Below are 14,092 nucleotides of genomic sequence, written 5' to 3'. Positions count from 1 at the left end.
ATGGCGGAGGAGCCTCAGCCCCCTGCCGCCACCAGCCCCGAGTGCCGGATCAGGGCCTCCGGGCTGGGGGGCCGGCCCCGGAAGGTCTCGAACACCTCGCCGGGGTGGCGGCTGCCGCCGAGGCTGAGCACCGTCTCGCGGAAGCGGCGGCCGGTGGCCTGGATCGCCGCCTCGTTCTCCAGCCCCACCTCCTCGAAGGCGCTGAAGGCATCGGCGCTGAGCACCTCGGCCCACTTGTAGGAGTAGTAGCCGGCGGAATAGCCGCCGGCGAAGATGTGGCCGAAGGAGCAGAGGAAGGCGTCCTCCTCGATCGGCTCCAGCACCGTGGTGGTGACGGCGATCTCCCGGCGCAGCTGCTCCGGGGTCCGGCCGCACTCCGGCGTCCACTGGCTGTGGAGCCGCAGGTCGGTGAGGGCGAAGTGCACCTGGCGCAGGGTGGCGGCACCGCCCATGAAGGTGCGGGCGGCCTGGAGCTTGGCGAACTCCGCCTCCGGCAGCGGTTCGCCGCTCTGCCAGTGGCGGGCCATGCCCATCAGGGTGGCGTGGTCGTAGCACCAGTTCTCCATGAACTGGCTGGGCAGTTCCACCGCATCCCATTCCACGTTGTTGATGCCGGCCGCCTGGGGGCGCTCCACCGTCGTGAGCATGTGCTGGAGGCCATGGCCGAACTCGTGGAAGAGGGTCTCCACCTCCTCGAAGGTCATCAGGCTGGGGGTCTCACCCACCGGCGGGCTCTGGTTGCAGACCAGATAGGCCACGGGCAGCACGGGCGCACCGGCGGCGTCCACCGAGCGCACCAGGCATTCATCCATCCAGGCGCCGCCGCGCTTGCTGCCGGGCCGGCTGTAGGGGTCCAGGTAGAAGGCCGCCAGGGGCTCGCCGCTGCCGGCGTCATCGACGCGGAAGAAGCGCACGTCCGGATGCCAGACGGGCGCCTCCCCATCGGCGGGGTGGATGCGGATGCCGAACAGGCGGTCGCAGAGCCCGAACAGCCCATCGAGCACCTGGGGCAGGGGGAACCAGGGCCGCAGGGCCTCGCTGTCGAGATCGAAGGCCTCCTGGCGCCGCACCTCCGCCCAGAAACTCACATCCCAGGGCTTGAGATCCGCCGCCTCGGCCGCCCCCTCGCGGGCCGCACAGGCGCGCAACGCCTCAAGTTCCTGGAGGGCCACCGGATAGGCGGCGGTGCGCAGGTCCTCCAGCAGGCCCTCCACCTCCGCCACCGAACCGGCCATCTTCGCGGCCAGGCTCACCTCGGCCCAGGACCCGTAGCCCAGGCGCTGGGCCTGCTCCCGCCGCAGGGTGAGGATCCGCTCGATCGCCGGCCAGTTGCCGTCGGTCTTGCCCGAGGCCCGGCTCACGTGGGCCTTGTAGGCGATCTCCCGCAGGTCGCGGCGACGGCTGTACTTCAGGAACGGGCCGAAGCGGGGCATGTCGAGTCCCAGCAGCCAGGGCCCCTCAGCCGCCGTGGCCTCGCCATCGCCGGCGTCACGGGCGGCCTGGGCCAGCTGCTCCTTGAGGCTCTCGGGCAACCCCTCCACCTCGGCCGGATCGCTGAGCCGCAGGGTCCAGGCGTTGGTGGCATCGAGCACCCGGTTGCCGAACGCGGTGGCCAGCTCCGCCAGTTCCTGGCTGGCGGCGTTGAAGGCCTCCTGGTCCTCGCCTTCCAGGCCCACGCCCCGCAGCTCCATGTCGCGCAGTTCCGCCGTCAGGATCCGCTCCTGGGTGGGATCGAGTCCGCCCTGGGCCTGGAGGCTGCGCAGCGCCTCGAACAGGACCCGGCTCTGGCCGGCCCGGTTGCCGAAGGCCACCACCGCCGCCTGCTGGCTGGCATGGGCCTCCCGCAGTTCCGGGCTGTTGCAGACGCCGTTGAGGTGGCTGACCACCCCCCAGCTCCAGCGCAGCCGCTCCCCGAGCCGGTGCAGGGGATCCATCACCTCGGCCCAGGCCAGGTTGCGGCCCGCCGCCGCCGCCGCCGCCAGATCCGCCTCCAGCCGATCGAGCTCCGCCTGGAGCGTGCTCAGCAGCGCCGGGATGTGGGCGACCACCTGGTCGGGGGTGATGGCCTCGAAGCGGGGGAGGCCCTCGCCGGCCAGCAGGGCGGGGGGGCTCTGGAGGGTGGTGGTCATCGCCGGGCTGCCGCTTCGATGGAAGACCCCATTTCAGCCCACCCGGGCGCCGGACGGCGGCTCAGCCCAGGGCGGCCATCCGTCCCATGGCAACGGCCCCGGTGCTGGCCAGTTCAGCGGCCAGACCGTTGGTGCTGGCTTCGTAGAGATCGATCGCCACCCGCGGCCAGAAGCCGATCACCAGGGTGGGCACCAGCAAGGTGAGACCGATCAGCAGCTCCCGGGGCTTCATGTCACCCACCACCGCCAGGGCCGGGATCCTTGGACCGAAGAACACCCGGCGGCAGAGGGACAGCAGATAGACCGGGGTGAGCACCAGGCCGATGGCGGCCAGCACGATGGTGATCACCCGGAAGCCGACCGTGAAGCCGTCGTAGGAGGTGACCCCGAGGAACACGGTGATCTCACTGATGAAGCCGCTCATCCCGGGCAGGGCCAGGGAGGCCATGGAGCTGGCCAGGAAGAAGGCGAAGGTGATCGGCAGCACCTTGGCCAGACCGCCCATGTTGGGGATCGAGAGGGTCTCGGTGCGCTCGTAGAAGACGCCGGTGACGAAGAACATCGCCGCGGCGATCAGCCCGTGGCTGATCATCTGCAGCATGGCGCCGCTCATCCCCAGGGCATCGACGGCGCCGATGCCCAGCAGCACGAAGCCCATGTGGCTGACGGAACTGCAGGCGATGCGGCGCTTGACGTTGTCCTGGGCGAAGGCGTTGAGGGCCCCGTAGATGATGTTGATGATCCCCAGAACGATCAGGGCCGGGGCCAGCCGCAGGTGCACCTCCGGCAGCATCTGGACGTTGAAACGAAGCAGGGCGTAGCCCCCCATCTTGAGCAGCACCCCCGCCAGCAGCATCGACACCGGCGCATTCGCCTCGCCGTGGGCATCGGGCAGCCAGGTGTGCAGCGGGAACATCGGCAGCTTGACCCCGAAACCGACCAGGAAGCCCAGGTAACAGAGCAGGCCGAAGGTGCCGCCGGGGGAGCGGGCCGCCAGTTCGCTGAGGTTGAGGGTGAAGGTGTCGCCGGAGAGGGCCAGCGCCAGGCCGCTGATCAGGATCAGCAGGGAAGCCGTGGCCGTGTAGAGGATGAACTTGGTGGCGGCGTACTGGCGCTGCTTGCCGCCCCAGATGGCGATCAGCAGGTAGACCGGCACCAGCTCCAGTTCCCAGGCCAGGAAGAACAGCAGGAAGTCCTGGGAGAGGAACACCAGGCTCTGGGCCGTGGCCTGCACCAGCAGCAGGGCGAAGTAGAGGCGGGTCTTGAGGCGGATGTTCCAGCTGGCCGCCACCGAGAGCAGGGTGACCAGGCCGCTGAGCACCACCAGGGGGGCGGACAGACCATCGGCGGCGAGGGACCATTCCAGGCCGAGGGCCGGCACCCAGGCCACGCGCTCCACCAGCTGCAGGCCGCCGAGGCTGGCGTCGTAATGGCGGGCGAAGACCCAGAGAATCAGGGCCAGATCCACGCCGAGCACCCCCAGGGCCAGGGTGCGGGGAAGGCGGGGGTCGCTGCCGTCACCGGGCAGCAGGGGCATCACCAGGGCGGCGGTGGCGGGCAGCAGCACGATCAGGCTGAGCCACGGAAAACCCGCCTCGGTGAGTCCGGAAGGTAAGGAAGAGGACGCGAGCGAAAGAGGCAGGCTGGCGTCCATCACTGTGGGGTGCTCCAGGCAGGAAGTATGACGGCAGACGCTGCCGCTTCGGGACGATGTCCCCGGGCGGCAGAGCCTATCAACTGGGTAGTTCTACTCACCGAGAACGGTCTGTGGGTGGCTCCCCTCCGGCAGGGTGGCCCAGGTGCTGCCGCCCTCCTGGAGTCCAAGCACGGCGCTGTGGCTGCTCACCCCTTCCCCCAGCCAGGCGTGGGTCATGGCCTCCCCCACCGCCGCCGCCCGCTCCTCGGGGGCCAGGGCCAGCAGACTGGGCCCGGCGCCGCTGATCACGCAGCCCCAGGCCCCGGCCTCCATGGCGGCCTCCCGCACGGCCCTCCCCCCCTGGATCAGTCCCCAGCGGTAGGGCTCGTGGATGCGGTCGTGCATGCCATCGGCGATCAGATCGCCGTTGCCCGTGCGCAGCCCCTGCAGCAGCAGGGTGAGGGCCCCCAGGTTCATCACGGCGTCGCTGATCGGGATGCTGCGCGGCATGGCGCGGCGCGCCTCGCTCGTGCTCAGCCGGATGGTGGGGATGGCCACCACGGCCTTCACGGCCGGGTTCCACTCGCAGCGCACCACCCGCCAGCGGTGGGAGGCGGCCCGCGCCGTCAGGCACAGCCCGCCGAGCAGGGAGGGAACCACGTTGTCGGGATGGCCCTCGATGTCGATGGCCAGCTCCAGCAGCTTCTCGCGGCTGAGGGGCTCCCCCACCAGGGCATTGGCGCCGATCAGGCCCGCCACGATGGCGGTGGCGCTGCTGCCCAGACCCCGGGCGGGGGGCACCGCCAGCTGCACCCGCGCCTCCAGGGCCACCGCCTCCACCCCCACCTCGCGCCAGACCCGCTGGGCCGAGCGGTAGACGAGGTTGTCGGGGCCGCCGCGCAGGTGGGCCCCCTCGGGTCCCTCGATGATCAGCTCGAACCGCTCACCGCCCCCCTCGATCACCCGCAGCTCGAAGCGGTTGCCGAGATCCAGGGCGGCGCCGAGGCAATCGAAACCCGGGCCGATGTTGGCGGTGGTGGCGGGTACCGCCACCACCACCCCCTGGCCGATCTGGGGCCGGACCATAAATGACCTGTCGTTGGGCTCAGTGTTGCAGCCGACTCAGCCCAGCAGCATCCGGGCCCGGCAGGCGGCGCTGAAGGTGCCGACCCCCGGATCCACCACGGCGGTGATGGGCATCGGCTCCAGGGTGGAGCGCAGCCGGCCCTTGTTCAGAAACGGGCCCAGGAAAGCTTCGGAGCGCAAGCCGTCCAGCAGCTTGGCGGCCGTGCCCCCCGCCAGCCAGAGTCCGCCGCGGCTCAGGCAGGCCAGGGCGAGATCGCCGCAGACACTGCCATAGGCACCCAGCCAGAGCTCCAGGGCCCCAGCCGCCAGGGGATCCCCGGCGGCGGCGGCGAGGGCCACCGCCGCCGGCAGGTCGGCCCGGTCCGGCCCATCGCCGGCCTCGCTCCAGAGCCGGGCAGGGCCGCTGAGGGGGTGGTCGCCGCCGGGGTGGTGCCGGTCGAGCAGCCAGCGGGCCACGTGCCCCAGACCGGTGCCGCTCACCACCCGCTCGATCGAGATCCGCTCCAGGGCCAGATCGGCCCTGAGCCACTGCTTCAGATCCCATTCCGCCGCGGAACGGGGGGCGAACTCCCCGTGGGCCGCTTCGCTGGGGATGGCCCGCAGGCCCGCGGCGGTGGGCAGGCCCATGGCCACCCCCAGGCCGGTGCCGGCCCCCAGCACCAGCAGAGGCGCCTGGGGATCCCGCTGGCCCTCGCGCACAGGAGCCGTCTGGGCCGCATCGAGATGGGGCAGGCCGTAGATCAGCACGGCGAAATCGTTGACCAGCTCCACCAGCGGCAGCCCGCAGCTGCGGGCCAGGCCGGCGCTGTCGAGCACCCAGGGAAGGTTGGTGAGCCGGGCCCGCCCCCCCTCCACCGGACCGGCCACCGCGAAGCAGGCGGCGGCCGGAACACCGCCGGCCACCGGCCCGGCGACGGCCAGGAAGTGGCGCACCATCGGGGCCAGGTCCTGCCAGTCCGCCGAGGCGAACCGCTCCTCCAGCACCAGCTCGGGCCGCTCCCCACCTGGCCGCCAGAGGCTGAGCAGGGTCTTGGTGCCACCGATGTCGCCCGCCAGCAGGAGGCTCATGCCAGGGCCAGGGTGGCCAGCCGGCCAGCGTTGGCCGTGGCAGCGGCGGCCAGCAGAGCGTCGGCGGCCACGCTGCCCAGATCCCCCTGGCGGCGGCTGCGCAGGCTGACCGTGCGGGTTTCGGCTTCCCGGGCGCCGATCACCCCCAGCACAGGGATCTTCATCTGCTCGCCGTTACGGATCAGCTTGCCGAGCCGATCCCCGCTGTGGTCAATGCCGGCGCGGATGCCGGAGGCCGCGAGCAGGCCCCTGAGTTCTTCGGCCCAGGGGAGGGCCTCATCGGTGACGGGCAGCAGCCGCACCTGCTCGGGGGCGAGCCAGAAGGGGAAATCGCCGGCGTAGTTCTCCACCATCACGCCGAAGAAGCGCTCCAGGGAGCCGAAGATGGCGCGGTGGATCATGATCGGCCGGCAGCGGCTGCCGTCGGCGGCCACGTAGTTCAGATCAAAGCGTTCCGGCAGGTTGAAATCGAGCTGGATCGTGGAGCACTGCCACAGCCGGCCGATCGCATCCTCGATCTTGAGGTCGATCTTCGGGCCGTAGAAGGCGCCACCCCCCTCGTCCACCTTGTAGGCCCAGCCCTTGCGCTCCAGGGCCTCCACCAGGCCGGCGGTGGCGAGCTCCCACACCGCGTCCTCGCCGATCGACTTCTCGGGGCGGGTGGAGAGATGGATCTCGTAACTGCGGAAATCGAAGGTGGAGAGGATGCGCTCGGTGAGGTTGAGCACCCGCAGGATCTCATCGGAGATCTGCTCCGGCAGACAGAACACGTGGGCGTCGTCCTGGGTGAAGCCGCGCACCCGCATCAGGCCGTGCATCACCCCGGGCCGCTCGTAGCGGTAGACGGTGCCGAGCTCGGCCCAGCGGATCGGCAGCTCCCGGTAGGAGCGCAGCCGGCTGGCGAAGGTGAGCACGTGGAACGGGCAGTTCATCGGCTTGAGCTGGTACTGCCGCTCGTCCACCGCCATGGGCCCGAACATGCTCTCGCTGTAGAAGTCGAGGTGGCCCGAGGTCTTCCAGAGGCTCAGGTCGGCCACGTGGGGGGTGTAGAGGAGCTCGTAGCCGTCCTCGAAGTGGGCCGCGCGCCAGAAGTCCTCGATCAGCAGCCGCATGCGGGCACCGCGGGGGTGCCAGAACACCAGGCCGGCGCCGGCCTCCTCCTCGATCGAGAACAGGTCCAGGTCGGTGCCCAGCCGTCGGTGGTCACGGCGCAGGGCCTCCTCCTTGCGCCGCTTGTGCTCCGCCAGCTGCTCGGGCGTTTCCCAGGCCGTGCCGTAGATGCGCTGCAGTTGGGCGCGCTTCTCATCACCCCGCCAGTAGGCCCCGGCCACGCTTTCGAGGGCGAAGGCCTTGGGGTTGAGCTCGCCGGTGTTGGCCACGTGGGGACCGGCGCAGAGGTCCCACCACTGGTCGCCCAGGGTGTAGAGGGTGATCGGCTCGTTGAGTCCCTCCAGGATCTCCAGCTTGTAGGGCTCGTTCTGGGCCCGGATCCGCCGCTCCGCCTCCTCGCGGCTCACTTCGATGCGCTCCAGGGGCAGCTTGCGGGCAATGATCTTGCCCATCTCCTTCTGGATGGCCTTGAGATCGGCCTCGGTGAAGGGATCCGGGTTGTCGAAGTCGTAGTAGAAGCCGCTCTCGGTCCAGGGACCGATGGTGACCTGGGCCCCTGGGAAGAGCTTCTGCACCGCCATGGCGAGCACGTGGCTCATCGAATGGCGGATGCGCAGCAGCTGGGGGCTTTCGCTCGTCTTCGGCAGCACGATGGCGGCAGCCTCGGTGGCGACACCACTGGAGGCGGCGGGGCTGGAGGCCGGTGGCACCGGTGAAGGGGGCGCGGACGTCATGGAGGCAACCTGTTGAAGGCATGGTATCCAGGCCCACCGATGGCCCCCCGGCCAGCGCCGGTACCGGGGGTCGGTACCGGGGGCCGGTGCGACCGTCGATCGGCCCTAAGTTGGAGGGGCTGAGCACTCTGATGGCCGCCCGACCCACGCCAGGACCCGTCCAGAGCGCAGTGCAGCGGCCAGCCCCCGTTGTCCCGGAGGGATCGGGGCTGAACCGGGCGGCCGAACGGCGCAGCGTCGCCCTCAGCTACCTGCTGTGGTGCACCTGCCTGGTGGGGCTGTGCGGCCTGCCGCGCTTCTACAACCGCAAGCCCCTGAGCGGCACCCTCTGGCTGCTCACCTTCGGCCTCTGCGGCATCGGCCAGCTGCTGGATCTGGTGCTGCTGCCCGAAATGGTGCGCCAGGCCAACCAGTCGCTGCTGCTGGAGGAGGCCCTGGCGGGCCGCGAGACGGCGTCCTACCCGCCGATCGAACGCCAGCTGCTCCAGCTCGCCCGCCGCACCGGCAAGGCCGGCTTCACCCTCAACGACGCCCTGCTGGAGCTCCAGCTGCCCCCCCAGGCCAACAGCAGTGTGGTCAGCGCCGAGATCGAGCGGCTGCTGCTCAACCACCTGCTGGACGTGGGCAATGACGAACGGGGCCGGGTGGTCTACCGGGAACCGTGAGGCCGATCAGGCACTGGTGAGGCGCCGCTGCCGCTCCAGTTCCCGGTCGTAGAAGCGTTGCAGCTCGGTGCGGCACTTCACCGGCTGGCCGTAGTGGCTGTCGCCCGCCAGGTTCGGCAGGGAGGCCCATTCCGGTGCCAGCCGTGCCAGCACCTCGGGCGTCAGGCCCTGGCGGTCGAAGCTCCCCAGGGCACCGCGCTGCTGGATCAGATGCAGGGCGGCCTGGTCCTGGCTGGCGGGACCGAAGTCCCGGAGTCCAAGGCGTTCAGCCGCCCGATCCCAGGTGGTGGGCAGGAACTGGTAGGCACCGGCGGCGGCACTGGCATAGCCGCGCCGCACCACGGTGTCGGGGTGACGGCTGAGGTCGCCGAAGCGGTCCCCGCCGAAGAGCACCCGGTAGCCGTCGTCGCTGCCGCCCAGCCAGGTGCCTTCGGCGTAGCGGATCGTGTTGAGCAGGGCGCGCCGCTCGGGGGTGATCCCGTAGGGGCCGGGGGCGCTCGCCACCACCGGCCGGGCGGCGGGCTGGGGGGCGGGACGGACCACCTGTGGGGGGACGGGGGCGGCCGGGCGTTGCACCATCGGCAGCATCAGGAGCAGCACCAGGGTGAGGGGGCCACGCTGGAGCGGCTTCGGCGGCGACGGGAGGGGGCGACGCAAGGGCAAGCGGTCGTCAGGGATCCATGACCCTGCTCAGGCCCGGGCCCTGGACGCGAGACCCCGTCGCCCGTACTGGACAGACCGGGGCCCGGTGTGCTTGCGAACCCCCTCCAGAAGGCGGGCTTTCAGGAAATATTCAGTCGGGAGCAGCGAGGCGCGGGAAACCGGCGGCCGCTGGCCGCCCCCACCGGGCAACCGGCAGGTGCCGGTACACCCACAGCAAACGATCAGCTGTCGTGATCAATACATAACGATTGATTCACGCTTTTCCCGGGCCCCTTGCCGCCAGAACCGCGCCCCGGTTCAATCCTGAGCCAGGAAACCGAGGGCACCCCGGACCCGCTGCAGGGTCGTGGCCGCCACGGCCGAAGCCCGCTCCCGCCCGTCCCTGAGCACCGCCTCGAGGTGGCCAGGGTCGCTGCGCAGCTCCGCGTAGCGCTGCTGCAGGGGCCGCAGGGCCTCCACCGCGGCATCCGCGAGCAGGGGTTTGAAGGCCCCCCAGCCCATGGCGGCGCAGTCCGCCGCCGCCCGCTCGCGGCCCACGCCGGAGAGCAGGGCATAGAGGCTGAGAAGGTTGTCGGCCTCCGGCCGCTCCGGGTTGCCGAACTCCAGGCCCATGACCGGGTCGGTCTTGGCCCGCTTGATCTTGCGGGTGATGAGCTCGGGCGGGTCCAGCAGGGTGATGCGGGAGCCCTCGTTGGGGTCGCTCTTGCTCATCTTGCTGCTGCCGTCGGTGAGGCTCATCACCCGGGCCCCCTCCTTCAGGATCAGGGGCTCGGGCACCTTGAGGACGGGGTGCTCAGGATCCGGGGCGTAGCGGGCGTTGATGCGCTGCTGGGCGATGTCGCGGGCCAGCTCCAGGTGCTGCTTCTGGTCTTCCCCCACCGGCACCCGATCGGCGTCATAGAGAAGGATGTCCGCGGCCATCAGCACCGGGTAATCCAGCAGGCCAGCCGAGACGTTGTCGCCCTGCTTGAGCGCCTTCTCCTTGAACTGGATCATCCGCTCCAGCCAGTTGAGCGGCGTGACGCAGTTGAGCAGCCAGCAGAGCTCGCTGTGCTGGCTGACGTGGCTCTGAACGAACACCGTCGAACGCTGCGGATCGATGCCGCAGGCCAGGTACAGGGCCGCCGTGGTGAGGGTGTCCTCGGCCAGGCGCTTCGGATCGTGGGGCACGGTGATCGCGTGCAGGTCGACCACGCAGAAGAAGGTCTCGTGGCTGTCCTGCAGGGCCACCCAGTTGCGGATCGCCCCCAGCCAGTTGCCCAGGTGCAGGGCCCCGGTGGGCTGCACGCCGGACAGCACCCGGGGCCGCGCCGTCCTGGCGCCGGTGTCGCTCACGCTTCGGGAGTGGCGTCGCCCTCGGTGTCGGCGGAGGCCGTCGCCCCCTCAGCCGCCTCAGGGGCGGCCTCCGCGGCCTCGGCGGAATCAACGGGCTCCTGGGCTTCAGCCTCGGCCTCGGCCTCCGGCGCTTCAGCCCGGGCTTCGGCTTCGATCACCGCCACCGGGGCAGCGGGCCGGCTGGGCCGGGCGAAGGGGTCGATCCGGGCACCGCCCTGGCCGCCACGGCCCACCTGGCGGGGCTGGCCATCGCCACCGCCCCGTCGGGGCTCACCCCCCCGGGGAGCGGGGACGCGGGATCCCGCCTGGGCCCGGTGCTCGGCCACCAGGGCCTCGAGCTGTCCCTTCTCCAGCTGGTCGGCGAGGGTGCGGAGGGCAAAACCCAGCACCGCGACGGTGGAGCGCAGGCCGAAGGCCTCCTGCAGGGCGCGGGCGGCCTGCATCTCGTTGTCGCTGAGGCGGATGCGGAAGCCGCCGGGCTCCCGGTTCGGCCCCGAACGGCCGCCCCGCTCGGGGGCATCCCCGCGGCCGGAGCCCACGGGATGAGGGGTGTTGGTGTCGTCCGCCATGGCCGCAGCCCGCAATCAGGGGCAAGTGTCGCGCATCGACGTCCGGCCGGCGGCGACGTCAGGACCCAGCCACAGCAGCCGGTGCCTGCCCAGGCGGGAGCTGCCATCCCGCCGGGCCAGCACCAGCAGCGGCACGGGCCGGGGCCCGCCGGCGGCGAAGCGCAGCCGGTACTGCTGGAGCAGGTCCAGGTAGGTCTCGAGCGTCCAGCCCTGGGTGCCGCGCTCCTGGGCGGCCCAGAACTTCCGCAACGCCTCCCGGCAGGCCTCCGCCCCGAAGTCTTCCCAGCAGAGCCGCTCGGCCTCCCAGGCCGGACGACCGGCGGCCACCAGCTCCCGGTAGCGCCGCAGCTCGGGGGCCTCCTGGCTGCAGTCCGGCGGCAGGCGGCTGGCCAGGTGTTCCACCGGGACCCGGCTCAAGCGCAGCCAGCAGCGCTCCAGCAGCAGCACCGGCAGGCCGCCGTGCCAGTGGTCGCTGCCCTCCAGTTCCTCCAGGGCGCGACGCAGCTCCTCGAGGTGGGGGTCCAGCAGGAACAGGCCGTCCAGCGTCGCAGCCGGGCCGGACGTCACAGCCTTGCCGTAACGGGCATCGGAAGACGGCACGGAGGGGACCCGGACGACAGAACGAATCATGCTGGGTCCAGCAGGGATCTGCAGGGACGGTGTCTTAAGGGAGGTGGACGCGGGGGTGTGAGCCCCGTCACTTCTGAGCTAGAGAGGCATCGCCGCCGGTACCCACCCGTGACGCCCCCGGACCCCCTGCGCCCCGCCGCCCTGGCCTCCCTGCTGCCCGCCGGCTGGGGCAGGCAGGCCCTGCTGCTGGCCGGGGGGGTGATCGGGGGCGAACTGCTGCTGCGGGCGTTGCCCGGCGAAGGACTGGGTCTGGTGGGGATCGCCGGGGTGGCGGCGGGCTGGTGGTGGCTGGGCCGGCGACCCGCCCGCCTGGCACCGCCCCGCTTGCCCGCCAGCTTCGACGCCTGGGTGCGGCGCTGCGAGGAGCTGCTGCTCCAGTTCGAGCATCTGAAGGAGGAGACGGCCGAGGGCGAGCTGGGCGAAGGCCAGATCCAGCGCCGCGCCGGCCTTGCCGCCCTGCGGGAGGAGGGGGCCCGGCCCGGTCTCCAGCTCGCCCTGGTGGGCTCCGTCGCTCCCGACGCCTCCTGGGCCCCCCAGCTGCAGCAGGCCCTCCGCGGCCGGCTGGCCCTGAGCCTGCGGTGGGGTGAGGCCCTGCCGGCAGTGAGCCAGGAGCGCCAGTGGCCGGAGGGCTTCGCCGCCGCCGATGTGGTGCTTTTCCACCTGGTGACCCCCCTGCGGGCCGCCGATCTGCGCTGGCTGGAGGCGGTGCCCAAGGGCCAGCCCCTGTGGCTGCTGGTGCAACCGGAGGCCCCCTGCGATCCGGCCGACCTGGCGGCCGAACTGGCCTCCCAGTGGCCCGGCGCCGCCGCTGACCGGCTGCTGCCGTGGGACGGCTGCCCCGAAGCCCTGACCGCCAGCCTGCAGCCCCTGGCCCGCTGGCTGGCGGCCGAGGGAGTGTCCCTGCGCCGGGCCACGCCCCTGCGGCGCATCGAGGCCCTGCACCGGCTCTGGCAGGCCGATCTGGAACGGCTGCGGCGGCAACGGCTGGACCAGCTGCAGCAGCGCACCCAGTGGATCGTGGCGGCCGGCGTGTTCGCCGCGCCCCTGCCCTCCCTCGATCTGCTGGTGCTGGCGGCGGCCAACGGCCTGATGCTGCAGGAGATGGCCCGTCTCTGGGGCTGCCCCTGGAGCACCGAACAGCTCAAGGCCGCCGCGGTGGAACTGGGCAAGGCCTCCCTGCTGCTGGGGGTGGTGGAGTGGAGCAGCCAGGCCCTGATCGCCGCCGCGCGCCTCCACGGCGCCACCTGGCTGGTGGGCGGGGCGGTCCAGGCCCTGAGCGCGGCCTACCTGACCCGGGTGGTGAGCCATGCCATGGCCGATGTGCTGGCCCTCTCCGTCGGCGTCGAGGCTCCGGACCTCGAGCGGATCAAGCGGGAAGCCCCCCTGCTGGTGGCGCGGGCGGCCGAGGCGGAGAAGCTCGACTGGTCCGGTTTCCTGCAGCAGGCTCGGACCTGGATCAGCCAGCAGATGACAACACCATCCCCGTCATCACTGGCCGCGCCATCCCTGCCGCCCGCGGTGTGACGCTGTTTTCACGACGTGTTTTCATGAAGTCTCTTCATGAATATTCATTGCGAAGCGGAGCGATTGGCTGAAGGATCGTTGCGCTCAGGTTCCGGATCCCAGGAGATTTCTTAGTGTGAACGCACCTCCCTTGTGGAGGTATCACTGCGTCTTCCTACCGTCTTACTTCCATGACCACTGCCATTCGCAGCGGCCGCTCGGAAAGCTGGGAAAGCTTCTGCGCCTGGGTCACCTCCACCAACAACCGCATCTACGTCGGTTGGTTCGGTGTGCTGATGATTCCCTGCCTCCTGGCCGCCGCCATCTGCTTCATCGTCGCCTTCATCGCGGCCCCCTCCGTCGACATCGACGGCATCCGTGAGCCCGTCGCCGGCTCCCTGATCCAGGGCAACAACATCATCTCCGGCGCCGTTGTTCCCTCCAGCAACGCCATCGGTCTGCACCTCTACCCGATCTGGGAAGCCGCCAGCCTCGACGAGTGGCTGTACAACGGTGGCCCCTACCAGCTGGTGGTCTTCCACTTCCTGATCGGCATCTCCGCCTACATGGGCCGCCAGTGGGAGCTCTCCTACCGGCTCGGCATGCGCCCCTGGATCTGCGTCGCCTACTCGGCCCCCCTCTCGGCGGCCTTCGCGGTGTTCCTGATCTACCCCTTTGGTCAGGGTTCCTTCTCCGACGGCATGCCCCTCGGCATCAGCGGCACCTTCAACTTCATGCTGGTGTTCCAGGCTGAGCACAACATCCTGATGCACCCCTTCCACATGCTGGGTGTGGCGGGTGTATTCGGTGGCTCCCTGTTCTCCGCCATGCATGGTTCGCTCGTCACCAGCTCCCTGGTGCGTGAGACCACCGAGACCGAGTCCCAGAACTACGGCTACAAGTTCGGCCAGGAGGAAGAGACCTACAACATCGTGGCTGCCCACGGTTACTTCGGTCGCCTGAT

Annotated in this window: 12 protein-coding genes; 3 read left to right on the top strand and 9 right to left on the bottom strand. The window is 70.9% G+C overall.

From position 1 onward, the window contains the following. Positions 1-14: 14 nt before the first annotated feature. The 5 genes from KUG39_RS08270 to thrS form a co-directional block, all read right to left on the bottom strand. Positions 15-2,129, bottom strand: a complete 2,115-nt coding sequence (locus KUG39_RS08270) for a M3 family metallopeptidase (protein ID WP_216914451.1) — start codon at positions 2,127-2,129, stop codon at positions 15-17. 61 nt (positions 2,130-2,190) lie between these two features. Continuing rightward, the gene (locus tag KUG39_RS08265) at positions 2,191-3,783 is read right to left on the bottom strand and encodes an NAD(P)H-quinone oxidoreductase subunit 4 (RefSeq protein WP_216914449.1); all 1,593 of its coding nucleotides are present in this window, start codon (positions 3,781-3,783) and stop codon (positions 2,191-2,193) included. A 93-nt stretch (positions 3,784-3,876) separates the two neighbouring features. Further along, positions 3,877-4,851 (bottom strand): homoserine kinase, encoded by a 975-nt coding sequence (gene thrB / locus KUG39_RS08260; RefSeq protein ID WP_094585926.1) that lies wholly within the window; start codon positions 4,849-4,851, stop codon positions 3,877-3,879. A gap of 36 nt (positions 4,852-4,887) precedes the next feature. Then, positions 4,888-5,919: a glucokinase gene (locus KUG39_RS08255; protein ID WP_216914447.1), complete on the bottom strand. Its 1,032-nt coding sequence runs from the start codon at positions 5,917-5,919 to the stop codon at positions 4,888-4,890. Then, complete coding sequence (gene thrS, locus KUG39_RS08250; protein ID WP_286193058.1) at positions 5,916-7,763, bottom strand: threonine--tRNA ligase; 1,848 nt, start codon at positions 7,761-7,763, stop codon at positions 5,916-5,918. The genes KUG39_RS08255 and thrS overlap by 4 nt, the downstream gene beginning before the upstream one ends. Positions 7,764-7,894: 131 nt before the next feature. On the opposite strand from thrS, the gene KUG39_RS08245 reads away from it, so the two are divergent. Further along, entirely contained in the window at positions 7,895-8,428 is a 534-nt protein-coding gene (locus tag KUG39_RS08245; RefSeq protein ID WP_286193057.1) for a TM2 domain-containing protein, read from the top strand. 6 nt (positions 8,429-8,434) lie between these two features. Here KUG39_RS08245 and KUG39_RS08240 read toward each other — a convergent pair whose 3' ends face one another. The 4 genes from KUG39_RS08240 to KUG39_RS08225 form a co-directional block, all read right to left on the bottom strand. Continuing rightward, a complete protein-coding gene (locus tag KUG39_RS08240; protein WP_190609293.1) occupies positions 8,435-9,085 on the bottom strand; it encodes a glycoside hydrolase family 24 protein in 651 nt (216 codons plus the stop codon). 303 nt (positions 9,086-9,388) lie between these two features. Beyond that, complete coding sequence (trpS, locus tag KUG39_RS08235; protein WP_216914442.1) at positions 9,389-10,426, bottom strand: tryptophan--tRNA ligase; 1,038 nt, start codon at positions 10,424-10,426, stop codon at positions 9,389-9,391. Then, positions 10,423-10,995: a DUF8668 family protein gene (locus KUG39_RS08230; protein WP_216914441.1), complete on the bottom strand. Its 573-nt coding sequence runs from the start codon at positions 10,993-10,995 to the stop codon at positions 10,423-10,425. The genes trpS and KUG39_RS08230 overlap by 4 nt, the downstream gene beginning before the upstream one ends. 15 nt (positions 10,996-11,010) lie before the next feature. Further along, positions 11,011-11,595, bottom strand: a complete 585-nt coding sequence (locus KUG39_RS08225) for a hypothetical protein (RefSeq protein WP_353617362.1) — start codon at positions 11,593-11,595, stop codon at positions 11,011-11,013. A gap of 138 nt (positions 11,596-11,733) precedes the next feature. Between KUG39_RS08225 and KUG39_RS08220 the strand changes: the two genes are divergently transcribed. After that, positions 11,734-13,149: a DUF697 domain-containing protein gene (locus tag KUG39_RS08220; RefSeq protein ID WP_353617361.1), complete on the top strand. Its 1,416-nt coding sequence runs from the start codon at positions 11,734-11,736 to the stop codon at positions 13,147-13,149. Between the two features lie 170 nt (positions 13,150-13,319). After that, on the top strand, positions 13,320-14,092 hold a 773-nt coding region (locus KUG39_RS08215; protein ID WP_216914437.1), incomplete at its 3' end, for a photosynthetic reaction center family protein.

Source organism: Synechococcus sp. CCAP 1479/10, from assembly GCF_019038515.1.
In the GTDB taxonomy this organism is placed as follows: Bacteria; Cyanobacteriota; Cyanobacteriia; order PCC-6307; family Cyanobiaceae; genus Cyanobium.
This window is presented reverse-complemented; position numbering and strand designations above follow the sequence as displayed.